Annotated in this window: 17 protein-coding genes and 2 pseudogenes; 10 read left to right on the forward strand and 9 right to left on the reverse strand. The window is 69.8% G+C overall.

Annotated features, from left to right (window positions below; all coding sequences use genetic code 11):
- Window positions 1–8: 8 nt before the first annotated feature.
- Genes LXE91_RS19130 through LXE91_RS19145 form a run of 4 tightly spaced genes read right to left on the reverse strand, consistent with a single transcriptional unit; the run spans window position 9 to window position 8,543 of the window.
- Window positions 9–4,196 carry a bifunctional nitrate reductase/sulfite reductase flavoprotein subunit alpha gene (locus tag LXE91_RS19130; protein ID WP_039350999.1) on the reverse strand — a complete coding sequence of 1,396 codons (4,188 nt, stop codon included), beginning with the start codon at window positions 4,194–4,196 and terminating at the stop codon, window positions 9–11.
- Window positions 4,197–4,212: 16 nt separating this feature from the next.
- Window positions 4,213–4,560, reverse strand: a complete 348-nt coding sequence (gene nirD / locus LXE91_RS19135) for a nitrite reductase small subunit NirD (protein ID WP_039351002.1) — start codon at window positions 4,558–4,560, stop codon at window positions 4,213–4,215.
- A 38-nt stretch (window positions 4,561–4,598) separates the two neighbouring features.
- Window positions 4,599–7,196, reverse strand: a complete 2,598-nt coding sequence (nirB, locus tag LXE91_RS19140) for a nitrite reductase large subunit NirB (RefSeq protein WP_039351006.1) — start codon at window positions 7,194–7,196, stop codon at window positions 4,599–4,601.
- A 21-nt stretch (window positions 7,197–7,217) separates the two neighbouring features.
- Window positions 7,218–8,543: an MFS transporter gene (locus LXE91_RS19145; RefSeq protein WP_039351009.1), complete on the reverse strand. Its 1,326-nt coding sequence runs from the start codon at window positions 8,541–8,543 to the stop codon at window positions 7,218–7,220.
- Between the two features lie 665 nt (window positions 8,544–9,208).
- On the opposite strand from LXE91_RS19145, the gene cobA reads away from it, so the two are divergent.
- From cobA to LXE91_RS19180, 7 genes are all read left to right on the forward strand, one after another.
- Window positions 9,209–9,979 (forward strand): uroporphyrinogen-III C-methyltransferase, encoded by a 771-nt coding sequence (gene cobA, locus LXE91_RS19150; RefSeq protein ID WP_039351012.1) that lies wholly within the window; start codon window positions 9,209–9,211, stop codon window positions 9,977–9,979.
- Between the two features lie 159 nt (window positions 9,980–10,138).
- Window positions 10,139–10,735 carry an ANTAR domain-containing response regulator gene (locus LXE91_RS19155; RefSeq protein WP_039351015.1) on the forward strand — a complete coding sequence of 199 codons (597 nt, stop codon included), beginning with the start codon at window positions 10,139–10,141 and terminating at the stop codon, window positions 10,733–10,735.
- Window positions 10,736–10,740: 5 nt separating this feature from the next.
- Entirely contained in the window at window positions 10,741–11,793 is a 1,053-nt protein-coding gene (locus tag LXE91_RS19160) for a CmpA/NrtA family ABC transporter substrate-binding protein (RefSeq protein WP_039351018.1), read from the forward strand.
- A 118-nt stretch (window positions 11,794–11,911) separates the two neighbouring features.
- Window positions 11,912–12,511 carry a uracil-DNA glycosylase family protein gene (locus LXE91_RS19165; RefSeq protein WP_039351021.1) on the forward strand — a complete coding sequence of 200 codons (600 nt, stop codon included), beginning with the start codon at window positions 11,912–11,914 and terminating at the stop codon, window positions 12,509–12,511.
- A 60-nt stretch (window positions 12,512–12,571) separates the two neighbouring features.
- Window positions 12,572–13,366, forward strand: a complete 795-nt coding sequence (locus tag LXE91_RS19170) for a YkgJ family cysteine cluster protein (protein WP_039351024.1) — start codon at window positions 12,572–12,574, stop codon at window positions 13,364–13,366.
- A 119-nt stretch (window positions 13,367–13,485) separates the two neighbouring features.
- Complete coding sequence (locus LXE91_RS19175; protein WP_039351028.1) at window positions 13,486–14,427, forward strand: helix-turn-helix transcriptional regulator; 942 nt, start codon at window positions 13,486–13,488, stop codon at window positions 14,425–14,427.
- 125 nt (window positions 14,428–14,552) lie between these two features.
- Window positions 14,553–15,251 carry a fumarylacetoacetate hydrolase family protein gene (locus LXE91_RS19180; RefSeq protein ID WP_039351031.1) on the forward strand — a complete coding sequence of 233 codons (699 nt, stop codon included), beginning with the start codon at window positions 14,553–14,555 and terminating at the stop codon, window positions 15,249–15,251.
- A gap of 70 nt (window positions 15,252–15,321) precedes the next feature.
- Here LXE91_RS19180 and LXE91_RS19185 read toward each other — a convergent pair whose 3' ends face one another.
- From LXE91_RS19185 to pdxR, 4 genes and pseudogenes are all read right to left on the reverse strand, one after another.
- Window positions 15,322–15,861 carry a DUF4303 domain-containing protein gene (locus tag LXE91_RS19185; protein ID WP_039351264.1) on the reverse strand — a complete coding sequence of 180 codons (540 nt, stop codon included), beginning with the start codon at window positions 15,859–15,861 and terminating at the stop codon, window positions 15,322–15,324.
- A 161-nt stretch (window positions 15,862–16,022) separates the two neighbouring features.
- The gene (locus LXE91_RS19190; protein ID WP_039351266.1) at window positions 16,023–17,234 is read right to left on the reverse strand and encodes an MFS transporter; all 1,212 of its coding nucleotides are present in this window, start codon (window positions 17,232–17,234) and stop codon (window positions 16,023–16,025) included.
- 229 nt (window positions 17,235–17,463) lie between these two features.
- Window positions 17,464–19,055: pseudogene (locus LXE91_RS19195) on the reverse strand (trypsin-like peptidase domain-containing protein).
- 414 nt (window positions 19,056–19,469) lie between these two features.
- A pseudogene (pdxR, locus tag LXE91_RS19200) lies at window positions 19,470–20,941 on the reverse strand (MocR-like pyridoxine biosynthesis transcription factor PdxR).
- A 216-nt stretch (window positions 20,942–21,157) separates the two neighbouring features.
- Between pdxR and LXE91_RS19205 the strand changes: the two are divergent.
- Window positions 21,158–22,360, forward strand: coding sequence for a GNAT family N-acetyltransferase (locus LXE91_RS19205; RefSeq protein WP_039351040.1), 1,203 nt, complete (start codon window positions 21,158–21,160; stop codon window positions 22,358–22,360).
- Window positions 22,361–22,384: 24 nt separating this feature from the next.
- Here LXE91_RS19205 and LXE91_RS19210 read toward each other — a convergent pair whose 3' ends face one another.
- Window positions 22,385–22,825, reverse strand: coding sequence for a DUF3331 domain-containing protein (locus tag LXE91_RS19210; protein WP_039351043.1), 441 nt, complete (start codon window positions 22,823–22,825; stop codon window positions 22,385–22,387).
- Window positions 22,826–23,039: 214 nt separating this feature from the next.
- Between LXE91_RS19210 and LXE91_RS19215 the strand changes: the two genes are divergently transcribed.
- The gene (locus LXE91_RS19215; RefSeq protein WP_039351045.1) at window positions 23,040–23,780 is read left to right on the forward strand and encodes a GNAT family N-acetyltransferase; all 741 of its coding nucleotides are present in this window, start codon (window positions 23,040–23,042) and stop codon (window positions 23,778–23,780) included.
- 347 nt (window positions 23,781–24,127) lie between these two features.
- Window positions 24,128–25,192, forward strand: a complete 1,065-nt coding sequence (locus LXE91_RS19220; RefSeq protein ID WP_039351048.1) for a 2,3-butanediol dehydrogenase — start codon at window positions 24,128–24,130, stop codon at window positions 25,190–25,192.
- Window positions 25,193–25,451 lie beyond the last annotated feature (259 nt).

Genomic DNA, 25,451 nt, shown 5'->3' on the forward strand with positions numbered 1-25,451 from the left:
CCGCGAGATCAGTACACGTCCCGCATATAGCGCCGCGCCTTCGAAAGCCGCGCGACGTAGTCGTTCGCGGCTTCGTCCGACATCCCGCCGTGCTCGGCAACGACCGCCTTCAGCGCCGCATCGACGTCCTTGGCCATCCGCGCGGCATCGCCGCACACGTAGAAGTGCGCGCCTTCCTCCAGCCATGCGAACAACTCGGCGCCTTGCTCGCGCATCCGGTCCTGCACGTAGATCTTGTCTGCCTGGTCGCGCGAGAACGCGAGATCGAGCCGCGTCAGGAAGCCGCTGTCGTGCATCGCGCGCAGCTCGTCGCCGTAGTAGAAGTCGGTCTGCGCATGCTGCTCGCCGAAGAACAGCCAGTTGCGCCCGCGCGCGCCGCGCGCCTGCCGCTCGTGCAGGAAGCCGCGGAACGGCGCGACGCCGGTACCCGGGCCGACCATCACGATCGGCACGTCGCCGCTCACCGGCGGCCGGAAATGCGCGGACTTCTGCACGAACACCGGCACGCGACCGTCATCCGCGCGATCGGCGAGGAACGTCGACGCCACCCCTTTGCGCGCACGCCGGCCGTTGTGATAGCGCACGGCCGACACGGTCAGGTGGATCTCGCCCGCATGCGCGCTCGGGCTCGACGCGATCGAATAGAGGCGCGGCTGCATGCGCTTGAGCATCCCGACCAGCTCCGTGCCCGACAGCTCGACCGGAAACTCGTGCAGCACGTCCGCGAGCTGCTGCCCCCACAGCCATTGCTTCAGGTCGCCCTTGCGGTCGTCGCCGAGCAGCGCCTTCAACGCGCCGTTCGCGCTGCGCGACGCGATGAACGCGAGCGTGTCCGGATGCGGGCGCGTGATGTCGAAGTGACGCGCGAGCGCGTCACCGAGGCGCACATCGCCGACACCCGCCACCGACACGGGGGCATCGGCCTTCAGCGCGGTGACGGACAGCAGTTCGTCGACCAGCTCCGGGCAGTTGGTCGGCCACACGCCGAGCGCGTCGCCGGTTTCGTATTCGAGGTTCGCGCCTTCGGTCGACAGCGACACATAGCGCGTCTCCTTCGCCGCACCCGGACGGTTCAGCCGCAGGTTCGCGACGAGCTTCGACGGCGCCGGATGCGCCTTCGTCGGCAGCAGCCCCGACGGGCTCATCCCGCCGGTCGGCACCGCGTGCAGCGCGGCGTCGGCCTCCTTGATCCGCGCGACGACGCGTTCGAGCCACTGGTCGGCGTCGCGCTGGAATTCGACGTCGCAATCGACGCGCGCGCAGAGACGCGCCGCGCCGAGTTCCGCGAGCCGAGCGTCGAGCCGGCGGCCGTGGCCGCAAAACTGGTCGTAGTTGCGATCGCCGAACGCGAGCACGGCGAAGTGCACGCCGTCGAGGCGCGCGGCGCTGCCGGCCTGCAGCGCGTCCCAGAATTCGCTGCCGTTGTCGGGCGCATCGCCGTCGCCGAACGTGCTCGTCATCAGCAGCACGTACTGCGCACCGGCGAGCGACGCCACCGGGTAGTCCGACATGCACGCGGTGCGGATGTCGAAGCCCGCGTTCATCAACTGAGTCGCGTAATCCTCGGTCAACGATTCTATGTTGCCGGTCTGCGATGCCCACAGCAGCACGACCTTCGGCCGCGCGCGCACGATCCGCACGCCGCCGGACGCGCCGGCATCGGCCGGCAGCGACGGCGCCGCACCGTCCTGTGCCCGAGCGGGCGCCGAACGGCTGAACAACCCCGCGAGCATCCCGTCGAGCCAGAAGCGAACCGGCAGCGTGAGCGGCGCGGCTGCCGGCACCACGGGCACGCCGCCCTCGCGCCGGCCCGCGCCCGCCTTCAGCCCGCTGACGAAGCCGGCCACGTACAGCCGCTCGGTGTCCGTCAACGGCGGCGGCGCGATATCGGCCACGCCGAGCGCCGCCGCGAAAGTGTCGATGTCTGCCATGTCGGATTCCTGTGAAGCAGTCGCCTGCACCAGCGCCGGCGCCGGCTGCGCGTCGTCGGCGCGGGCGTCGGGATGCGCGGCCGCTTCATCGGCGGACGCGAACGCATCGGTCTCGACGCGCCGCAGCGCGACCGCGCAGTATTTCAGTTCGGGTTGCTGCGATTCGGGGTCGATCGCGTCGTTCGTCACCGCGTTGATGCACAGCTCGTCGCCGTACACGTCGTTCCAGTGCATCGGCGCGAAGCAGTTGCCACGCTGCACGCGCTCGGTCACGACGGCCGGCAGCACCGCGCGGCCGCGCGCCGAACGGATCTCGACGCTGTCCTTCGCGGCGATGCCGAGCGCGCTCGCATCGTCCGGGTGCAGCTCGACGAACGGGCGCGGGTTGAGCTTGTTCAGCATCGCGACCTTGCCCGTCTTCGTCATCGTGTGCCATTGATGCTGCAGCCGCCCGGTGTTCAGCACGATCGGGAACGTGTCGCCGGGCAGCTCGGCCGGATCGACGTGCGGCCGCGCGAAGAAGCGCGCCTTGCCCGACGGCGTCGGGAACGCGACGCGCGGCGCGTCGTTGCCGTCGGCGGCCGGGCGCAGCGTCTGGCTCACGCCGTCGTTCAGGTAGCGGATCGGGTGGCGTTCGCGCGCGGTGCCCGGCGCGACCGGCCACTGCACGGGCCCGTCGCGCAGCGCCGCATGGCTCGCGCCGCGCAGGTCGTAGCCGGTCGCCGGATTCGAGAAGCGCACGATCTCGTCGAACACGTCGGCCGCCGACGCATAGTCGAACGCATCGCCGTAGCCCATCGCGCGCGCGACTTCCGCGACGATGCGCCAGTCGGGCAGCGCGTCGCCCGGCGGCGCGATTGCCGCGCGCATCAGCGTCATGTTGCGCTCGGAGTTGATCATCACGCCGTCGCCTTCCGCCCACAGCGCGCCGGGCAGCAGGATGTCCGCATAGCGGTTGGTCTCGGTGTCGAGGAATGCATCCTGCGCGATCACGAGCTCGGCGGCCTGCAACCCGGCGATCACGTTCTGCCGGTTCGGCACCGTGGCGACCGGGTTCGTGCAGATGATCCAGCAGGCCTTGATGTCGCCGGCCGCCATCCGCGAGAACATGTCCACCGTGCCTTGCCCGGTCTCCGTGCGCAGCGTGCCGGCCGGCACGCGCCACAGGTTCTCGACGAAACGGCGATCGTCGTCGGACGCCACCGAGCGCTGGCCCGGCAGCCCGGGGCCCATGTAGCCCATCTCGCGCCCGCCCATCGCATTCGGCTGGCCGGTCAGCGAGAACGGGCCGCTGCCGGGGCGGCAGATCTTGCCCGTCGCGAGATGCAGGTTGCAGATCGTATTGGTGTTCCACACGCCGTGCGTGCTCTGGTTGAGCCCCATCGTCCAGCAGCTCATCCACTCCTGCGCGTCGCCGATCCACTGCGCGGCCGTGCGGAGATCGGCTTCCGCGAGCCCGGTGATTTCCGCGACACGCTCGGGCGTGTAGTCGGCGAGGAACGCGGGCATCGCGTCCCAGCCTTCGGTGTACGCATCGATGAACGCGGCATCGGTGCGGCCGTTCGCATGCAGCAGGTGCAGCAGCCCGTTGGTCAGCGCGAGATCGGTGCCCGGCCGGATCTGCAGGAACAGGTCGGCCTTGTCCGCCGTGCCGGTGCGGCGCGGATCGACGACGATCAGCTTCGCGCCGGCCTTCACGCGATCCATCATCCGCAGGAACAGGATCGGATGACAGTCGGCCATGTTCGCGCCGATCACGAAGAACAGGTTCGCGCGATCGAAATCCTGGTACGACCCGGGCGGGCCGTCCGCGCCGAGCGACTGCTTGTAGCCGGTGCCCGCGCTCGCCATGCACAGGCGCGAGTTCGACTCGATATTGTGGGTGCCGACGAAGCCCTTCGCGAGCTTGTTGACGAGGTATTGCGCCTCGATCGACATCTGCCCCGATACGTAGAACGACAGCGCGTCGGGCCCGTGCGCGTCGAGCACCGCACGCAGGCGGCGCGCGGTGTCGGCGATCGCGTCGCGGGCCGGCAGCGGCACCAGGTCGTCCTCGCGCGCGCGGCGCACGAACGCGCGGTCGAGCCGCCCCGAGCGGCGCAGCGCGACGTGCGCCGACGAGCCCTTCGTGCACAGCCGCCCGAAGTTGGCCGGATGGTCGGCGTCGCCGGACACCTTGACGACTTCGCCTTCCTCGACGTGCAGCACCATCCCGCAGCCGACGCCGCAGTACGGGCACACGCTCTTGACGGGGGTGGCGGTCATGCGCGCTCCGGGGCGGTCAGGCCGCGATCCACACGAACCCGTCCTCGACCCGCGACGGATACGCGCTCACCGAATGCTCGGGCGCCTCGAGGCATTCGCCGGTGCGCAGGTCGAAATGCTGCTTGTACAGCGGCGACGCGACGACGACGCGCTCGCCGAGGCTGCCGATCAGCCCGCGCGACATCACGGCCGCCTGCGAGACCGGATCGACGTTGTCGATCGCGAACACGCCGCCGGCTTCCGCATGCGCGACGTGAAAAACCGCGACCTGCTCGCCGTTGACGAGCGCACACACGCCGGTGTTCGGCACGATGTCATCGAGCGGGCATACGCGGGTCCAGGACAGCGGAAGACGATCGTTCATGATGGGCTCCTTGGAAAAGACGCTGGCGTCGGTCACGGTCAAACGGTGGCGGGTTCGGTGGCGGCTTGCGCCGCGCCGACAGCCACGACGGGAATCGGCACCGGCTTGCCGCCCGTGCGTTCGCCCGGCGTCGCGGGCCGGATCTGGCCGCGCGTCTCGACGAATTCGATGGTCGAGTCGGGCGCGTCGCTGTTCACGAAGTGGCGGAAGCGCTTGCGCGTGTCGGGGTCGGTCACGGCCCTCTTCCATTCGCACTCGTAGGTGTCGACCACGTGCTGCATGTCGGCTTCGAGTTCGGCGCCGATCCCGAGCCGGTCGTGCACGACGACATCGACCAGGTAGTCGAGGCCGCCTTCGAGGTTGTCGCGCCACACGCTGGTGCGTTGCAGCCGGTCGGCAGTGCGTACGTAGAACATCAGGAGACGGTCGATGTAGCGGACCAGCGTCGGGCGGTCGAGATCGGACGCGAGCAGTTCCGCGTGGCGCGGCTTCATCCCGCCGTTGCCGCACACGTACAGGTTCCAGCCCTTCTCGGTCGCGATGATGCCGACGTCCTTGCCCTGTGCTTCCGCGCACTCGCGCGTGCAGCCGGACACACCGAACTTGATCTTGTGCGGTGCGCGCAGCCCCTTGTAGCGGTTTTCGAGGTCGATCGCGAGGCCGACCGAGTCGTCGACGCCGTAGCGGCACCACGTCGACCCGACGCACGATTTCACGGTGCGCAACGCCTTGCCGTATGCGTGGCCCGATTCGAAGCCGGCGGCGATCAGTTCTTCCCAGATCGACGGCAATTGCTCGACGCGCGCGCCGAACAGGTCGACGCGCTGGCCGCCGGTGATCTTCGTGTACAGGCCGTATTTTTTCGCGACCTGGCCGACCGCGATCAGCCCTTCCGGCGTGACTTCGCCGCCCGGCATGCGCGGCACGACCGAATACGTGCCGTCGCGCTGGATGTTCGCGAGGTAGTAGTCGTTCGAATCCTGCAGCCCGGCGTGCTCCTTCTTCAGCACGAACTCGTTGAAGCACGATGCAAGGATCCCCGCCACCGCCGGCTTGCACACGTCGCAGCCGAGGCCGTGGCCGTGCTTCGCGAGCAGTTCGTCGAAGGTCGTGATGCGCTCCACGCGGATCAGGTGGAACAGCTCCTGGCGCGAATACGGGAAGTGCTCGCACAGGTGGTTGTTGACCGCGAGGCCCTGCTTCTTCATCTCGGCCTTCATGATCTGCGTGACGAGCGGCACGCAGCCGCCGCACGACGTGCCGGCGCCCGTGCACGTCTTCAGCGCGCCGAGGCTCGTCGCGCCGTCGGCGACCGCCGTGCAGATCTGCGACTTCGACACGTTGTTGCACGAGCAGATCTGGGCGGCCGCCGGCAGCGCCTCGACGCCGATCGCCGGCTTCGCGACGCCGTCCGACGACGGCAGGATCAGGAATTCCGGCGACTCCGGCAGCTCGATGCGGTTCAGCATCATCTGCAGCAGCGTGCCGTATTCGGCAGCATCGCCGACCATCACCGCGCCGTGCAGGAACTTGCCGCAATCGGACACCACGAGCTTCTTGTAGACCTGGCGGCGCTCGTCCGCGTACTGGTAGGTGCGGCTGCCGGCCGTCGTGCCGTGCGCGTCGCCGATGCTCGCGACGTCCACGCCCATCAGCTTCAGCTTCGTGCTCATGTCGGCGCCGGCGAATGCGGCCCCGGCCGCACCGTTCGCATCGCCGCCGAGCTGCTTCGCGACCACGCGCGCCATGTCGTAGCCGGGGGCGACGAGGCCGTAGACCATGCCGTTCCAGGCCGCGCATTCGCCGATCGCGTAGATGTCGGCGTCGCTCGTGCGGCATGCGTCGTCGATCGCGACGCCGCCGCGCGGGCCGATTTCCAGCCCACATGCGCGGGCCAGTTCGTCGCGGGCGCGGATGCCGGCCGAGAACACGATCATGTCGGCGTCGAGGTGCGAGCCGTCGGCGAACGCCATCCGGTGCGTGCCTTCCTCGCCATCGACGATCTCGAGCGTGTTCTTGCCCGTATGCACGGTCACGCCGAGCGCCTCGATCTTCGCGCGCAGCATGCGGCCGCCACCGTCGTCGACCTGCACGGCCATCAGCCGCGGCGCGAATTCGACGACGTGCGTGTCGAGCCCCATGTCACGCAGCGCCTTCGCGCATTCGAGGCCGAGCAGCCCGCCGCCGATCACGACACCGCGCTTCGCATGCGTGCCGCACGCCTGCATCGCTTCGAGGTCCTCGATCGTCCGGTACACGAAGCAGCCGTCACGATCGTGGCCCGGCATCGGCGGCACGAACGGGCGCGAACCCGTCGCGAGCACCAGCTTGTCGTACGCGAGCGTTTCGCCGGATGCGAGCGTGACCGTATGCGCGGCGCGGTCGATCGACGCGACTGGTGCGTTCAGGCGCAGGTCGAACTGCGGATGACGCTCGAAGAAACCGGGTTCGACGAGCGACAGGTCGTCCGCCGACTTGCCCGCGAAGAATTCGGACAGGTGCACGCGGTCGTAGGCCGGGCGCGGTTCCTCGCCGAGCACCGTGACCTGCGGCGCGCCCGTGGCGCCCGCTTCCGCTGCGATGCATTCGAGGAACTTGTGGCCGACCATGCCGTGGCCGATGACGATGAGTTTCATGGTGACGTTTCCTTCGGTCGATCAGTTCGCGACGCCGCTGGCAGCCAGCGCGCGGTCGCGCAGCTCGGCTTCGCGCGCCTTGTGCTCTTCGCTGAAGCGCACGGCCATCGCGCACAGCGCGGTCGCGGTGACGGCCAGGCCGAGCAGGCTCAGCGTGTGCTGCACGTCGCCGATACCCTTCAGCAGGAAACTCGCGGCCACCGCGCCGACGTTGCCGCCCGCGCCGACGATCCCCGCCACGCCGCCGAGCGCCTTGCGGTCGATGAACGGCACCAGCGCGTAGGTCGCGCCGCAGGCCATGTGCGTGAACAGGCCGAACGTGAGCATCGCGACGAGTGCGATGCCGACGCTTTGCGCATGCGAGAACCAGATCAGCCCGAGCCCTTCGCCGACGATCAGTGCGCACAGCAGCATCGCGCGCACGTCGAGGCTGCGGCGCGCGGCAATCTTGTCGGACAGCCAGCCGCCGAGCGCGCGGGCGAACAGCGCGAGCAGCCCGAACAGGCCGACCGCGAAACCGGCGTCCTTCAACGACAGGCTGAAGTGATCGACGTAGTACAGCGCGGCGATGTTGTGGATGAACACCTCGACGCCGAAGCACGCGCCGTACGTGACGAACAGCATCCACACGCGATAGTTGCCGCAGGCCGTGAAAAAGCTCGCCCAGCCGCCCTTCTTGCCGCTGTCGACCGTCACGCCTTCCTTGCGCAGCGCGAGGATGTCGCCTTGCGGGCAGTCCTGCGTGAAGCGCCAGTACGCCCAGGCCATCACGAGCATCGCGGCGCCCGGCACGACCAGTGCGATGCGCCACGACGAATCCTCGCCGAAGCCGAGCATCAGGCCGGCGGCGACGAGCAGCGGCATCAGCGCCTGCGTCGCCCCTGCGCCGGCGTTGCCCCAGCCGGCCGTCGTCGCGTTCGCGGTGCCGACCACGTTCGGCGCGAACATCACCGACGTGTGGTACTGCGTGATCACGAAGCCCGCGCCGATCGCGCCGATGCCGAGCCGGCAGATCAGGAACGACAGGTAGTCGTGCGTGAACGACACCGCGAACACGGGGATCGCGCCGAGCAGCAACAGGCCGACGTACACGCGGCGCGGGCCGAAGCGGTCGCACAACGGGCCGACCAGCAGCCGCACGGCGATCGTCGCGGCCACCGCCGCGATATTGATGTTGGCGACCTGTGCGGCCGTCAGGTGAAATTCGCGTGCGATCAGCGGCATCAGCGGCGCGCACGCGAACCATGCGAAGAAGCACACGAAGAACGCCATCCACGTCAGGTGGAACGCGCGCATCGGCGCGGTGCGGAAGCTGAAGAGATCGATACGGGTAGCTTTGTCGGTCATGTCATCCGCCAAACGAAAAACGGCGTCCTGCGCACCCGGTCTCGTCGAGACCCGATGCGTAGGACGCCGTTGCCCATGAAGCCCGTTGCCGGGCGCGTCTGTAATCGGTACTGCCGGACGAATCGCCATTGATCCGCCCGAGCCCCCCTGACGCAAACGCCGTGCCATGTCGCTCGAATCGGGCCGACAGCCCCGTCACGCAACGCGCATCGGGCGTCATACGACGCGCGAGTCCACGCGACCCACGATGCGTCGTGATGCAGCGAGGCACAGATGTGGTGCGCTGCAGCACTGTCGCCGTGCGACATCGCAGTGCGCGCCGACGGTGCGCGATGCACGCCGATACGGCATTGCAGTTGCCCTCGCGCGGCGGCCGCATGCATGCACGAGGCCGGCGCGCGGCGCGGCGCGCACCGTTGCCGCCGCGCCGGCGCGACGTGTCATCCCGGTTGGCCCGGATATTGCTGAATCGGCTGCATGACACCGGCAACGGCGCCGGTGGGCAGTCCCCGCAAACCATGCCCGTCCTTCCGGCGGGCCGATCAGGACAACGGCGTCCCTCCGTGCGCGGCACGGCCGGATGCCGGTGCGTTTCGACCGCCCGCCGCCGCCGCGCAAGACAATGCGCTATCGACCGCCCTATGCGGGCGGTACAGGAACACGACATGACGACAGGCAAAGTCACGCTGCTGGGCGCCGGCCCCGGCGATCCCGATCTCCTCACGCTGAAGGCCGTCAAGGCGCTGGCCGCTGCCGACGTGCTGCTGCTCGACGATCTCGTCGCACCCGGCATCGTCGAACTCGCCCCGCAGGCACGCGTGATCCGCGTCGGCAAGCGCGGCGGCTGCCGCTCCACGCCGCAGGCATTCATCGAGAAGCTGATGCGCCGCTACGCGCTGCGCGGCGCGCACGTGGTGCGCGTGAAAGGCGGCGATGCGCTGCTGTTCGGGCGCGCCGGCGAAGAACTCGCGACGCTGCGCGCCGCCGCGATTCCGGTCGAGATCGTCAACGGCATCTCGTCGGGCTTCGCGGCCGCCGCGAGCCTCGGCATCTCGCTCACGCACCGCGCGCATTGCCACGGCGTCACGTTCGTCACCGCGCACCGTCAGGACCACGGCGAACCCGACTGGGCGCGCCTCGCGGCGACCGGCACCACGCTCGCGGTCTACATGGGCATGAGCCGCGTCGACAGCATTGCCGCCGGCCTGCTCGCCGTGCTGTCGCCCTCGACGCCGGCCGCGGCCGTGCAATGGGCCGGCACGCCCGATGAACGCCGCTGGATTGGCACGCTAGGCGATCTCGCGCGCGGCATCGACGAAGCGCGGCTCGGCAGCCCGGCGGTGATCCTCGTCGGCGGCGCGATCGGCGAAGCGGCCGTGCAGCACGCGCCGGACGCGGGCGCCGCGATCGAAACGGTCTTGTCCCGGGCCGCGTAACATGCGCGACACCACGCGGCACCGGCCGCCCACCACCGATCATGAAGACAGCCGCACCAGCCGCCGGGCCGCCGCGCGCGGCATCGACGCGCTGTGCGCCCGGCGCCGTTGCTCCCGTCCCGGCCATCGCGCCACGCTTTCGCCGCCGCCGTCCGCGTCATGAATACGCCTGCTTCTTCCTCACGCCTGCGCGTGCTGCTCGTCACCGACACCGACAAGCCGATCGGCGAGCTCGGCGACGCGCTCGCGCACCTCGGCTACGAGATGCTGAACGACGTCGCGACGCCCGCGCGCCTGCCGGCTGCCGTCGAGGAGCAGCATCCCGACGTCGTGATCATCGATACCGATTCGCCGTCGCGCGACACGCTCGAGCAGTTGGCCGTGATGCATGCCACAGCGCCGCGCCCCGTACTGATGTTCAGCCACGACGCCAACCAGTCGCTGATCCGCGCGGCGGTCGGCGCAGGCGTCAGCGCCTATCTCGTCGAAGGGCTGTCGGCCGAACGCCTGGCGCCGATTCTCGAAGTCGCGCTGGCCCGCTTCTCGCACGACGACGCGCTGCGCCGCCGGCTGGCCGACGTCGAGCGCGAGCTCGCAGAACGCAAACTGATCGACCGTGCGAAGCGCCTGCTGATGGATGAGCGCAAGCTGTCCGAACACGACGCCTACGCGGCGCTGCGCAAGCGCGCGATGAATCAGGGCCTGCGCATCGTCGACGTCGCGCGGCAACTGCTCGACGCGTCACCCCAGTCATGACTGCCATGGATACCTCTTCTGCCACCGCGCCGGAACGCGCACATCTTCGCCTCGGGTTCGTCGCGCTGAGCGACGCGGCCCCGCTGATCGTCGCGCAGCGCCTGAACCTCGGCGAACGGCACGGCCTCACGCTCGAACTCAGCCGCCAGCCGTCGTGGGCCGCCGTGCGCGACAAGCTGCTGAGCGGCGAGCTCGACGCCGCACATGCGCTGTACGGGCTCGTCTGCGGCCTGCAGCTCGGCATCGGCGGCCCGCAGGCCGACATGGCCGCGCTGGTGGTGCTGAACCGCAACGGCCAGGCGATCTCGTTGTCGCGCGGCCTCGCCGACGCGTATCGCGCCGGCGGCAGCGTGCGCGACGCGTTCGCGACGCTCGGCCGCAAGCCGCTCCTCGCGCAGACGTTCCCGACCGGCACGCACGCGATGTGGCTGAACCACTGGCTCGCGTCGCACGACGTCGATCCGCTGCGCGACGTGCGCAGCGTCGTGATCCCGCCGCCCGAGATGGTGGCCGCGCTCGCCGGCGGCGAACTCGACGGCTTCTGCGCCGGCGAGCCGTGGCATGCCGTGGCCGAGGCGTGCGGCGCGGGGCGGACCGTTGCCGTCACGAGCGAGATCTGGCCCGATCATCCGGAGAAGGTGCTCGCCGCCCGGCGCGATTTCGTCGCGCTGTACCCGGCCACGGCCCGCGCGCTGATCCGCACGCTCGTCGATGCCTGCGCGTGGCTCGACAGCGCCGCGCACCGTCGCGAGGCGGCCGACTGGCTGGCGTCGCCCGATGCGCTCGGCGTGCCCGCCCGGCTGATCGCGCCGCGCCTGCTCGGCGATTACGGCTCGGGCCCGTTCGCCGTGCCGCCGCTGCCGATCCGCTTCCACGACGGCGGCGCCGTGAACCGCCCCGATCCGCGCGAAGGCGAGTGGTTCCTGTCCCAATACCGGCGCTGGGGCATGCTCGACGGGGCGCACGACGACGCGGGGATCGCCCGGGCGATCGCGCAAACCGCGTTGTATGATGCTGCCGTCGCCGAAAGCGGCGCACCGGGCCTGTCGCAGGCGTGATGCGCGCCGCTTGATGCAGGCGGCGCGCGCGCCGCGCCACGCCTGTCCGGGCCGCCTGCCGGCGCCCGGCACGCGGCCCCGGGCGACGCCGCATGACCACCACTCCGTCCCCGATTCGATGCCGAAACCCACGCGCGCGCCGCTCGACGTGCTGCTCACCGAAATCCGCGCGTGCCGTGCCTGCGAAGCCGACCTGCCGCTCGGCCCGCGCCCCGTCGTGCGCGCCCATCGCGACGCGCGCATCCTGATCGTCGGGCAGGCGCCGGGCGCACGCGTCCACGCGAGCGGCATTCCGTGGGACGACGCGAGCGGCCAACGGCTGCGCGGCTGGCTCGACGTCGACCCCGACACGTTCTACGACGAGACGCGCTTCGCGATCGTGCCGATGGGCTTCTGCTACCCGGGCCGCGGCGCCAGCGGCGACAACCCGCCGCGCCCCGAATGCGCGCCGCTGTGGATCGACCGGTTGCTCGCCGAACTGCCGTCGATCCGGCTCACGCTGCTGATCGGCCAGTACGCGCAGCGGCATTTCCTGCGCGATACGCGCAAGGCCACGCTGACCGACACCGTGCACGCCTGGCGCGACTATGGCCCCGAGGTGCTACCGCTGCCGCATCCGTCGCCGCGCAACCAGGCGTGGTTCAAGCACCAGCCGTGGTTCGACGCGGAGGTCGTGCCCGAGCTGCGGCGCCGGGTCGCGCCTTTGCTCACTCGGTAAGCGAAACCGCTGCCCCGTCGCGATGCTTCACGACACCCCGTTACCCGTACCGAATCAAGCATGAACGACACCCCCACCGACCTCGACTTTGCCTGCAACGGCTGCGGCGGATGCTGCCACGACCTGCGCATTCCGCTGACGATCGACGAGGCTATCGCGTGGCTGCAGCGCGGCGGCCACGTGGAGCTGCTGTGCGATGCGATGCCGTGGCTCGTCGAGCCCGAGCCCGACAACGCGTTCGCCGCGTACAAGCGCGTGCGCTCGACCGCCGCGCTCAGCGGCTCGCTGCCCGTCCGCATCACGGTCATGCTCACCGCCACACATGCCGGGCCGTGCCCGAACCTGCGCGACGACCTGCGTTGCGCGATCTACGACGCGCGCCCGCTCGTGTGCCGCATCTATCCGGCCGAAGTGAATCCGTTCGTGCCGCTGGTGCCGGACGGCAAGCAATGCACGCCCGACGCATGGCAGCAGGCGCCGTTCGTCCGCGGCGGCACGATCGTCGACGCGGCCACCCGCGAGAACATCGCGCGCTCGCGTGCGGCGAGCGAAGCCGAGACGCCGCTGCGGGCACGGTTGTGTACGGTGCTGGGGATCGATACGGCTGCGGTGGCCAATGAAGGGTTCGCGGTCCATGCGCCGCCGGCCGCCACGCTGCTCGCCGCGCTGACGGCTTTGACGGCGCAGCGCGCGTCGGAGTCGGCCCCGGCCAATGCCGACGACACCATCGCTTGGACCTTGGTGTCGAACCGTACGTCGACGTTGAATGCACTCGTGTCGGTCGGCGCGGCAAGCCAGCCTGCCGGTCGCGCCAACCCGCACACCCGTTATCTCGGCTTCCATCCGGACGAATGATTGCTCCGCGGCACGCCGCGAGCGCCTCCGGGCGAAGCCATGCGGCCGCACGGATCGCCGCCGCGCCCGGTTCGCTGTACCATCGCGGCTCAACCGCGTCACGAACAGCAGAATCCTCCATGCCCTCCATCGCCCCGCCGCGCCTGTACGGGATGCCCGAACGCAGCGACCGGCTCGACTTCTACATCCGCGACCAGGCGTCGCGCCAGGCGATCACCGAACCGCACCGGCACGCGTATTTCCAGATCCAGTTCAATCTCGGCGGCGACACCGAACAGCGGATCGGCGGCGTCACGCGGCCGTTTCCGCGCGGCGCGCTCGCGTTCGTGCTGCCGCACCGCGAGCACCTGATCCCGCATCCGGAAGGCGCGCACTTCATCGTGATCAACTTCAGCCAGGCGTTCCTGCGCGCCGATCTCGACGTCGACCCGCTCGATCTCGAGGACGTGCCCGCGCACCGCTTTCCCGAGCTGACGCCGTTCCGCTTCCAGGAACACCTCGACTTCATCCTGACCGGCGACACCTACGAAGAAGCGCGCCGCCTCGCGCTGTGCATGCTCGACACCGATCGCGTGCGCACGTTCGGCTCGACCACGCTGCTGCGCGGCTACCTGCTGCAGCTGATCGGGCTCGTCTGCACGCAGTATGCGGGTGCGCTCGACAAGCTCGCGCAGCGCGGCGCCCAGCGCGCGGGCCGGCGCGACGCGCTCGCGCGCGTGCTGCGGCACGTGCGCGCCAACCTGACCCGCGAAGACCTGACGCTCGCCGCGACCGCCGAGGCCGCGTTCCTGTCGCCCAACTACCTCGCGCACCTGGTCCGCAAGGAAACCGGCAGTACGTTCACCGATCTCGTGACCGAGCGCCGGATCGCGCTCGCGCAGTCGCTGCTGGCGCATACCAGCCGGCGCATCGCGGATATCGCACGCTCGGTCGGCTTCCGCGACGAAGGGTATTTCGCGCGGCGCTTCCGTGCGCGGGTCGGCGTATCGCCGAAGGCATACCGCGACGCGAACGCCGCGCTACCGGACGGCGACGACACACCGTCGGCGGCCGACGCGTAGTTTTGTCCCGGTAAAACGCAGTTGCGTCGCATCCGGCCGCACGGCTGTCGGGTATCGTTGCACGCATGCCGGCCCGTGCGCCGCACGGGCGCGGCATCCGTCTTCCTATCGAACGAGGCCATCCGATGTCCGCCTATGTCATCGACGCTGCCGAGCGTCCTTCCGTCGAAGTCGACCAGTCGTCCGCGCGCTTTCCGGTGCGCCGTGTCTTCTGCGTCGGCCGCAACTACGCCGACCACGCACGCGAAATGGGCGCCGATCCCGACCGCGAACCGCCGTTCTTCTTCACGAAGCCGGCCGATGCGATCGTTCCGGCCAGCGGCACCGTCGCCTATCCGCCGCTGACGAACGACCTTCATCATGAAATCGAGCTGGTCGTCGCGATCGGCAAGGACGGCCGGTCGATCGCCCCGGCCGACGCGCTGTCGCACGTGTGGGGCTACGGCGTCGGCGTCGACCTCACGCGCCGCGACCTGCAGGCCGAAGCAAAGAAGCTGAGCCGTCCGTGGGACTGGGCGAAGGGTTTCGACGCATCGGGCCCCGTCACCGCGCTGCGCGCGGCATCGGCCACCGGCCACCCGGCAACGGGCCGCATCTGGCTCGCGGTCAACGGCGAAACACGCCAGCAAGGCGACCTGGCCGACATGATCTGGGCCGTTCCTGACGTCATCGCGTATGTGTCCCGTTCGGTCGAGCTGAAGGCCGGCGATTTGATCTTCACCGGCACGCCGGCGGGCGTCGGCGCGCTGCAGCCCGGCGATCGCGTCACGGGCGGTGTCGACGGCGTCGCGACGTTCGAATTCGTCGTGGGCGCGAAGCCGTAAGCCATAAGCCGTCACGCAGCACACACGGCGGCCGCCTGCACGGGGCCGCCGTGCGCAATCCCGATTTCGGTCAGTCGTAGCGGCGCAGGAATGCGTCGGCGACGGCCGGCGGATTCAGTGCTTTCGCCGATTCGTTTTCCAGCGCCTCGGCAGCATCGTCGTCGCTGATCGACACGAACAGCGTGATCGCCGCCCTTTCGTCGCCCGTGCCGAACAAGCCTTCGCGGTCGAGCAGGCGCAACGCCGCGATCATGTCCGCGTGCAGTTGCCGCGCAAATTCCGGGAATCTCGACCGGACGAACTGCGGACTGAGCACGTCGTCAGCGAGCTTGCCGCAGATCGCATTGAACGGCGACGCTTCCGCCGCCGCGTACGCCCATTCGGAAAAGCCCCACGCATACCACGGGTCGTCGTCCGGGACGGCGTGCTGCTCGCGGATCCGGCGCAGCCCCTCGACCGAATTGGCTGCCGGCACCACCGTCATCGCGCCGCTGTCGGTATACAGCGCGAACGCATAGAAATGCTCGTCCGGGTGTTGCGCCCGCAGCGCCCTGAATGTCGCTCTCGCGGCGTCGGCAATGTCTCGCTGGAAATCAGAAAAGTCGCTCATCGCATCCTCGTCCAGTCGCCCTTCTCGCGTCGGAGCATGCTCGGCGCGCGGCGGGGTCGTCGTCTCCCGATAATCGATCGATTGTCCGCCAATCGCCCACGGCACGGTAGCGGTGCCCGCCCGCATGCCCTGCTCCGGACGGCAATACCGCGCGTCTGCGTTCACCGCCCGGCGTCGCGCGCATCGAACACCCGCACGCAGGCGGCCGCCGCCAGCGCGAGCGCGGCCGACAGCAGCATCATCACGAGCGGCGCATAGCCCGCGTTGCCGGCCGTCAGCACCGCCCCCGTCAGCGACGAAAACGCGGCGCCCCCGGCGATCGTCATCGCGCCGGCCAGCCCCGATGCACTGCCCGCCAGTTCCGGGCACACCGACACCGCGCCGGCATGCGCCCCGGGATTGCTCAGCCCGTTGCCGATGCCGACCAGCACGCACGGCCCGAACCATGCGATCGCCTGCGTCGCTCCACCGAACATCAGCGCGAGGCCGATCAACGGCCCCGCGCACGCGACCACGCGCCCGAACAGGATCGTCGTGGCCAGCGCGTAGCGGCGCGCGTAACGCGCGGCCAGGAAGCTGCCGCACACGAAGCCGGCCGTGATGGTCCCCATGTAGAAGCCGATCGCCGCCGGCGCGATGCCGAACACCGTTTGCGCGGCAAGCGGCGCGCCGGCCAGGAACGCGTAGAACGCGCCGGTCGAAAACGCCATGCAGAGCGCATAGGCCCAGAAACGGCGCGCACGGAGCAGCGCCGGATACGCGCGAAGCTGCTGCACGAGGGTAGACGCCCGGTTCGCATGGGTTTCGACAAGGTCGAACGCGCACCAGACGAACAGCGCGATGCCCGCCGCGCCGAGCAGCCAGAAGCTCGCACGCCAACCCGACGTCTGGTCGAGCGCGCCGCCGAGCGTCGGGCCAAGCATCGGCGCGAACGCGGCCGCCATCGCCGCATAGCCGATCCGGCTCGCCGCGTACGTACCGCCGCCGGTGTCGCGGATCGTCGCCATCGACACCGGATAGACGGACGTGATCGCCGCCTGCATCAGCCGGCAGGCCAGGAACGCACGAATGTCGGTCGCCATCGCGCAGCCGAGCGAGCCGAGCGCAAACACGCCGACACTCACCATGACGACCGGTCGCCTCCCGAACCGGTCCGACAGCGGCCCCATCACGAACTCCAGCGACGCGGCCACCGCCGCGTAGCCGCCGAGCGACAACGCGACGAGGGCATAGTCGGCGCGCAGGTCGCGCGCGATGGCCGGCAGCGACGGCAGGAACAGGCTCAGCGGCAGCACCGAGAACGCGCACAGCAGGATCAGCGTCGCGAGTCTCGGCGACGCCCGTTCGGAAGCGACCGGCAGGTTCGATTGCAAGCGGATGCCCTCCATGCACGTGCCGCACACGGCCGTGCGCAATGCAAAAAAAAGCCCCCGAACGAGTCGGGGGCGCATGGGTGCCGGCGCGGTGCCGCTACCGGACCCTGCGCCTGTGGACTACTACGAAGAAGGTTGCTGCTTTCATGCCGGATGGCTCCTGATGACCTGGCTGACTGCGTGCGATATCGGACGATGGTAGGCGGACGATGCCGGGCGCGTCAACGCCCTACCGCGCATGCACCGACACGAACCTCCGGGCGTTGTTGCGCTGGATCAGCACGGCGATCACGCTGCCGTTCGCTTCGAGCGTCGGTATGTCATCGGGCGTCTCGAGCAGCGTGTCGTTGAGCTCCAGCACGACGTCTCCCGGCTGGATGCCGGCCTTGGCTGCCGGGCCGTGCACCGCGTCCACCATCATCCCGACCGCGAGGCCGGTCGAGCGGCGCTCGTCGTCGCTGAGCGCATGCATCGTCAGCCCGAGGCGATCGCCGCCGTCGGCAGCCGCTGCGCCCGCCCCCGGCCGCGCAGCCGCCTTCGGCGCGGCCATGCCGACGGTCGCGTCCGCGTTGCCGGCGGCCTCGCCGGCGCCCTCGCGGGCGCCCGTGATCGTCAGCATCACCGGCGCGCGGTTGCGGATCAACCGCAGCGGCGCTTTCTGGCCGGGCGGCAGCGCGGCGGCCAGTCGTTCAGCTCGGCCGAACGGCCGATCGTCTTGTCGCCCAGCTTCACGATCACGTCGCCGGGCCTCACGCCGGCCGCCGCGGCCGGCGAGCCGGGCGCGACGCCGTTGACGAGCGCGCCTGCCGGACGCGGCAGCCCGAAAGCCGCGGCCAATCCGATGCCGACATCCTGCACGTCGACGCCGAGCGCGTTGCCGGACGACGCATCCGGCGCCTGGGACTGCTGTGCCTGTGCCTGTGCCTGCATCTGCTTCTGCAGTTGCGCCCGCACCTTTGCGGCAAACGCGATCGGGATCGCGAACGTCGTGCTCGCGTAGCGGTCCGGGCCGGTATAGACCTGCACCGCGATGCCGATCACGTCGCCCGCGCGATTGAACACGGGGCCGCCAGAGTTGTCGGGGTTCGGCGCGATGTCGGTTTCGAAGAACGGAAACGCGCTGCCGTCCGGCAACCGGTGCGACGTCGCGCTGACGATGCCGGCCGTGACCGTGTTGCCCGATCCGTCCGGCGCGCCGATCGTCATCACCGGCTCGCCCGCGCGCACCTTCGACGAATCGCCGATGCGCACGAACGGCAGCTTCTTGCCGTCGATCCGCAGCACCGCGACGTCGCTTTGCGGGTCGACGGCCAGCACCGTCGCCTTGAATTCGCGGCGGTCGGTGAGCCGTACCGTCACGTCGCTCGCTTCGTCGACCACATGCGCCGACGTGAGGATCAGGCCGTCGGCGCTGACGATGAAACCCGAGCCGCTGCCCGATACCGCGCGCGGCAACATCTCGGGCGCCTGTACCTGTACCTGTGCCGGTGCGCCTTGTGCCGACGGCGGTGCGTCGTGCCTGAAGAACGCGGCGAGCGGATCGTCGGTATCGAGGATCGCGAACGACGGGCCGCTCGCCTGCTGGTCGGGAGCGGCGGTCATGATGGTCACGACCGCCGGGCCGTAGCGGTCGACGATCGCCGGAAAATCGACCGGCATCGCGTAAGGCGCGGTAGCCGGCCGTTGCTTCATGGTGTGCGGCGTGACGGGCGGCGAGAGGGTTGCGGCAAGGGCGGCCGGCGGGGCCGGCAAACAGCCGGCGAATACGCCCCCGATCAACGCGGTGCGAAGCACGGCGCGAGCAAGCGTCTGGCGAACCACGGTGCACCTCCCCCGGGGAGTCACGGCGCCGACATGCGCGAGACGCGCAGGCGCTCGACAAGGCCCGGTACACCCATCCATTTATAGTCCACGCGGCCTGTTCGAACATACGAATCGAAACCCGAATGCCGGGCGGCGCGGCGAGTGCGGAGCCGCGACGGCGTTCGTTTCGAACAAAGTGCGCGGTTCGTCAATCCGCACATGTCCGATTGTCATCGGTCGCACGAGAGCGCCCGGCTCCTGTCGCGAAAGCAGCCGGAGCAATGACGGTCGTCACCGATCCAGTTCGCATATTCATGAGTCGATTCTCCTGTCGGCATGCCGAGGCGAAAGCGAGATCGAACGCGAAAGCGATACGGTCGCGGAAATCACCGGCGACGGGTGACGTATCCCGCGCGCTCGGACGCCCCCACGTCACTCCCCACCCACCCGCTCCGCGATCGCCGACAACATTCGCAACATCGGCTCGAACGCGTCGGCCGACGTATTGCCGAAACCGAGCACGAGCCCGTTGCCCGCCGATCCCGCATCGATCGAAAAACCCGACAGCGGAAACGGCCCGATGCCATGCGCACGCGCGGCGTCGACGATCGCACGATCGCGGTAACGCGCCGGCAGCCGCAGCGCGAGATGCAGCCCGCACGGCCCGCCCTCGATCTGATGCGGCACGCTGAGGTTGCCGTCGAGCGCAGCCAGCAGCAAGCGCCGCCGGTCGCGATACAGCCGGCGCATGCGGCCGAGATGACGGCCGTACTCGCCCGTCTCGATGAAATCGGCCAGCGCAAGCTGCACGTGGCGCGTCCCGCCGCGCAGCATCTCGGGCAACACCGGCCGCACCGCGGCCAGCAGCGCGTCGGGCAGCACGAGAAAACCGATCCGCAGCGCCGGAAACATCGTCTTGCTGAACGAGCCGAGATAGACGACGGGCGAATCGGGCGCAAGGCCGTGCATTGCGCCGATCGGCTCGCCGGTGTGACGGAATTCGCTGTCGTAGTCGTCCTCGACGATCCACGCGCGATGCCGGCGTGCGGCATCGATCAGCGCGAGCCGGCGCGAGATCGACAGCACGGCGCCGGTCGGGAACTGGTTCGACGGCGTCGTGTAGACGAGGCGCGGCGTCCGCGCGCGCCAGTCATCCTCTTCCGTGCGCAGCCCTTCCGCGTCGACCGGCATCGGCACGACGTCGAGGTCGGCCGCCTGCATCGCGGTGCGCGCGCCGCGATAGCCGGGCTCCTCGACCCACACCGTATCGCCCGGGTTCGTCAGCAACTGCGCACACAGCGCGATCGCACCCTGTGCGCCTTCCGTGATCACGATCTGCTCGGGATCGCAGCGCACGCCGCGCGTCACGGCCGGTGGCGCGCGATCGATTCGCGCAGCGCGGGCTCGCCGAGCGGGTCGCCGTAGCCGAGCAGGTCGCGGCCCGCGCGGCGCAGCGCGCGGTCGATCGCGTGGCGCCATGCGTCCGCGGGGAAATGCGTCAGCGCCGGGACGCCCGGACGGAAGCCCTCCGATTCACCGGTACCGATGCGGCTCGGGCGAATCCGGCCGAGCCGCTGCGCGACGGCCGGCGGCGCGGCACGCCGGCGCGGCGGCGCCGGCCGCGACATCCCGACCACGCGCGTACCGCGGCGGTCGGACTGCAGGAAGCCTTCGGCGACGAGCTGCTCGTAGACGGCGGCCGTCGTGTTGCGCGACACGCCGAGTGTCTCGGCCAGCGCACGCGTGCCGGGCAAGCGCGTGCCGGCCGGCATCGCGCCGCCGAGAATCGCGTCGCGCACGCGGCGCAGCAACTGGCGCTGCAGCGAAGGCGCGCCCGGCGTGCGCGCCAGCGGCGCGTCGAGCGGCAGCAGCGGCGCGTCGCCGGAAGGAAGAACAGTCGTCATCGGAACATCGCAGCGTGAAAATGTCGGAACGTGGCGCACGGCTAGTGGCGCACGGCGAGGTGCGCACGGCCTGTGAAAGACGGCTCGCGATTCGCGCCCCTTCAATCGTGGCACCATAAATTTGCCGATCTCTGGCGCTTCTCATGGTACCTCGCCAATACTACGATCGTCTGCATGCCGGTATGTCGCCGGCCGCCAACCGAAGCGAGATCGACCTTGTCCACGCTCACCAATGCTTTCCAGCAACCCATCGGCCACCCCGTTCCCGACTGGTCCACGCGCCCGCGCCCGGAGCGCATCGTGCTCGAAGGCCGCTACTGCCGGCTCGAACCGCTCGACGCCGAGCGCCACGCGGCCGACCTGCACGCCGCCTACTCGCAGGCGCCGGACGGCAGCGACTGGACCTATCTCGCACACGGCCCGTACGCCGACGAAGCGAGCTACCGCGAGTACGCGCGCACCGCGCAGGCGAGCCCGGATCCGCTGCACTACACGGTGATCGACCGCGCCACCGGCCGCGCGGTCGGCACGCTCGCGCTGATGCGCATCGATCCGGCCAACGGCGTGATCGAAGTCGGCTCCGTCACGTTCTCCCCGCTGCTCAAGCGCACGCCCATTTCGACCGAAGCGCAGTTCCTGCTGATGAAGTACGCGTTCGACACGCTCGGCTACCGGCGCTACGAATGGAAGTGCGACGACCTGAACCTCCCGTCGCGCAAGGCCGCCGCACGCCTCGGCTTCCGCTACGAAGGCACGTTCCGGCAGGCGATCATCTACCGCGGCCGCAATCGCGACACCGCGTGGTTCTCGATCATCGACGGCGAATGGCCGGATGTGCGCGCCGCGTTCGAAGCGTGGCTCGCACCGGAGAACTTCGACGCCCACGGCAAGCAACGCCAGTCGCTCACCGCGATCCGCCATGCGCAGGCAAGCGCGCGCGATGCGGCCAGCCGCGCGAACGACGCGACACGCGTCACGGTGCGCCCGCTCGTCGCCGCCGACGAAGCCGCGTGGCGCCCGCTGTGGCAGGGTTATCAACAGTTCTACGACACCGCGCTGAGCGAGGCGGTGTTCGCCACGACGTGGGCACGCCTGATGGATCCCGCCGAGCCGATGTTCGTGCTCGGCGCATTCGACGCATCGGGTGCGCTGGTCGGAATCGTGCACGCGATCTACCACCGCTCGTGCTGGACCGAAGGGCCGTACTGCTACCTGCAGGACCTGTACACCGCACCCGACGCACGCGGGCAAGGCGCCGGCGGCGCGCTGATCGAGGCCGTGTACGAACATGCCCGCGAAGCCGGGGCGAGCCGTGTGTACTGGCTCACGCACGAAACCAACACGACGGCACGCGCGCTGTACGACAAGCTCGCGAACAACGCCGGGTTCATCCAGTACCGGCACGACGTGAAGAAGTAACGCGGCGGCGCAGCCGGCCGGCGTTCAACCGCAAACGTCGGCCGGCTCGCGCGCGTCGTCGCCCTCCGCGGCGGCGTCACGTGCCAGTCCGGCCGCTCCCGGCACCGACGCCGGGCAGATCATCTCGTCGCCATTCGCCGGCACCGGCCTTCGCACCGGCCGGAACACCGGCTCGCCCGCCTCGATCGGCTGCCCCGAGATCGCACAGTGGCCCGGCTGCAACGCGACGCGCAAGCGCCAGCGCTGCTCGCCGTAATGGCACCGGCCGCTCTCGACCCAGCGGATCAGCAGCGCATGCTCGTCGGCCTCCAGCACCGTGACGAACAATTGCGGGCGCAACGGCGCCGCTGCGGCCGCCGCATGCTCCGGAATCGGCGCTCGGCCGATCGTCAAGAGCGGATGCGCAACCACGCCGCCGCACGACGGCATCGCGACGGCATCGGCCGCGACAGGCGCTTCGGTCATCTTCACCTCCGTTGAAGCGCCCGCGTGCAACGGGATGTCTCACGCGAGCGCAATCGGGACTGGCGCACATGATACAAATTGAAGTTAACTTCAAGTAAAGGGGTGAGTGCCACGATCCGTATCGGCGATGGCGGCGACGGCGGCAATGGCCGGCACGGCACGCGACGGCATCCTGGTCTAAGCTGATGGCTTCGCCTCGACAACGCCGCCCCGCATGCCGACCGCCTCCCCCGCACCGGCCACGCTGTTCCCGCTCGACGAAGCGTGGTCCACCTTCTCGCGCCGCAAGGCGGCCGTGCGCACTTTCATCGCCGGGTACTGTGCCGCGCGCGACAGGCGCGATGCGCCGCTGCACAACGGCCCGGACGGCCATGTCGTGCAGTTCGACGACACGATGGGCCGGCCTTTCGAGCATTTCATGATCGAGGGTGCGCCGCTGGCCGGCACCGGCTCGTTTGCCGTCGGCGCGTGGATCACGCGCTACGGTGCGGCGCCGCTGCCGCCGGCACTGCACGGCAGGACGCGCCGGCTGACCGACGAGCACTTCATGGCCGCCGATATCGACGGGCTGTCCGGCGACGACGCGCTCGCGCAAGCGCTCGCCTGCGACACCGCGGATGCGATCGACGCGTTCAACGCCAGTGGCGCCTTCCCGCCGTTCCAGCCGAATCCGGCCGCGTTCCTGTTCGCTCACCGGCTCGACGGGCAGATCGCGGCCACCGCGCGCTATGGCTTCGCGTCGCCGCGCGATATCGTGGTCGACCGCGTCGGAACGGCCGACGCCTACCGGCGCCGCGGCCTCGCGACGCAACTGCTCGCCGCGATCGTCGCGCACGCGCGGCACCGCGGTGCGCGCCGCGTGTGGCTCATCTCGACCGAAGCCGGCCAGCCGCTGTACCGCGCCGCCGGATTCACGCCGCTCGCCGCGGTCGCCGTGGACGCAGTCGTCGCCTGAACGCTAAGCGAGCCGCGTCGCGCGTCACCGTTCGTCTCGAGATTCGTCTCATTGCGCTGAGACGAACGTCCCGGCGTCTCACGCCACCCACCGTTTCGCTGCCGCAGCAAATTCAACACTCTATTTCCACCCGACCCTTACCGGTCGGGAGAAAGCGAAATGGTGCACCGCACTCTCCGCACACGTCCGATCGCCACGCACCGCCCCGATTCACGCTGGCCCCGTTCCTGCATACCGGTCGATCGCGCAATCGCGCGACGGGCGCACCGGCAGCCACGCCTCGCGCCCGACGACAACCTGATGGAGACAGCAACGTGAGTACACCGGCATCGACCACCGCCCCCAGCATGAAAGCCGCCGTCTGGCACGGCCGCCACGACATCCGCGTCGAACAGGTTCCCGTTCCCGAGCGCCCGCCGGCAGGCTGGGTGACGATTCGCGTGCACTGGTGCGGAATCTGCGGCTCCGACCTGCACGAATACGTCGCGGGCCCCGTCTTCATCCCGGTCGATGCGCCGCATCCGCTGACGGGCCTGAAGGGCCAGTGCATCCTCGGCCACGAGTTCAGCGGCGAGATCGCCGCACTCGGCGCGGGCGTGACGGGCTACGCGGTCGGCGATCGCGTGACGGCCGACGCCTGCCAGCATTGCGGCACCTGCTGGTATTGCAAGCACGGGCTGTACAACATTTGCGAGAACCTCGCGTTCACCGGGCTGATGAACAACGGCGCATTCGCCGAATACGTAAACGTGCCGGCCGAGTTGCTGTACAAGCTGCCCGACGACTTCCCGACCGAGGCCGGCGCGCTGATCGAACCGCTCGCGGTCGGGCTGCATGCGGTGAAGAAGGCCGGCAACATCGTCGGGCAGACCGTCGTCGTGGTCGGCGCTGGCACGATCGGCCTGTCCACGATCATGTGCGCGAAGGCCGCGGGCGCCGGGCGCGTGATCGCGCTGGAGATGTCGGCCGCGCGCAAGCAGAAGGCGCTGGAAGTCGGCGCGAGCGTGGTCATCGATCCGAAGACGTCCGACGCGATCGCGGAAGTCAAGGCGCTGACCGGCGGCTACGGCGCCGACGTGTCGTTCGAGTGCATCGGGCACACCACCACCGCGAAGCTTGCGATCGACGTGATCCGCAAGGCCGGCAAGTCGGTGATGGTCGGGATCTTCGAGGAGCCGGCGCCGTTCAACTTCTTCGACATCGTGTCGACCGAGAAGGAAGTGATCGGCTCGCTCGCGTACAACGGCGAATTCGCGGACGTGATCCGCTTCATCGCGGACGGCCGCATCGACGTGCAGCCGCTCATCACCGGGCGCATCGCGCTCGGCGACATCGTCTCGCACGGCTTCGAGGAGCTGGTCAACCACAAGGACCGCAACGTGAAGATCATCGTGCAGCCCGCCGTCGCCTGACCGCACACGCGGCCGCGGCAGCGATTCGCGCCGCGGCACGCGTGCTGCGAGTGTCACCCTGAAGCGTCGTCCGTGCACGGGCGGCGCACCTGCCTGCCGTTCCCTTCCCCCTTCCCTGCCGCCGGCGTCCGTCGCGAACGTCGTGCCGCGCGCCGATCGAACACGACGATCTGAAACATTCGCAATCCAAACTATCCGTCGTAGTGAGCCACCGGCCCGATACGCGATCAGGGTTTCTCCGGATCAAGCGAAATTCGTC

Source organism: Burkholderia contaminans, assembly GCF_029633825.1.
Lineage (GTDB): Bacteria > Pseudomonadota > Gammaproteobacteria > Burkholderiales > Burkholderiaceae > Burkholderia > Burkholderia contaminans.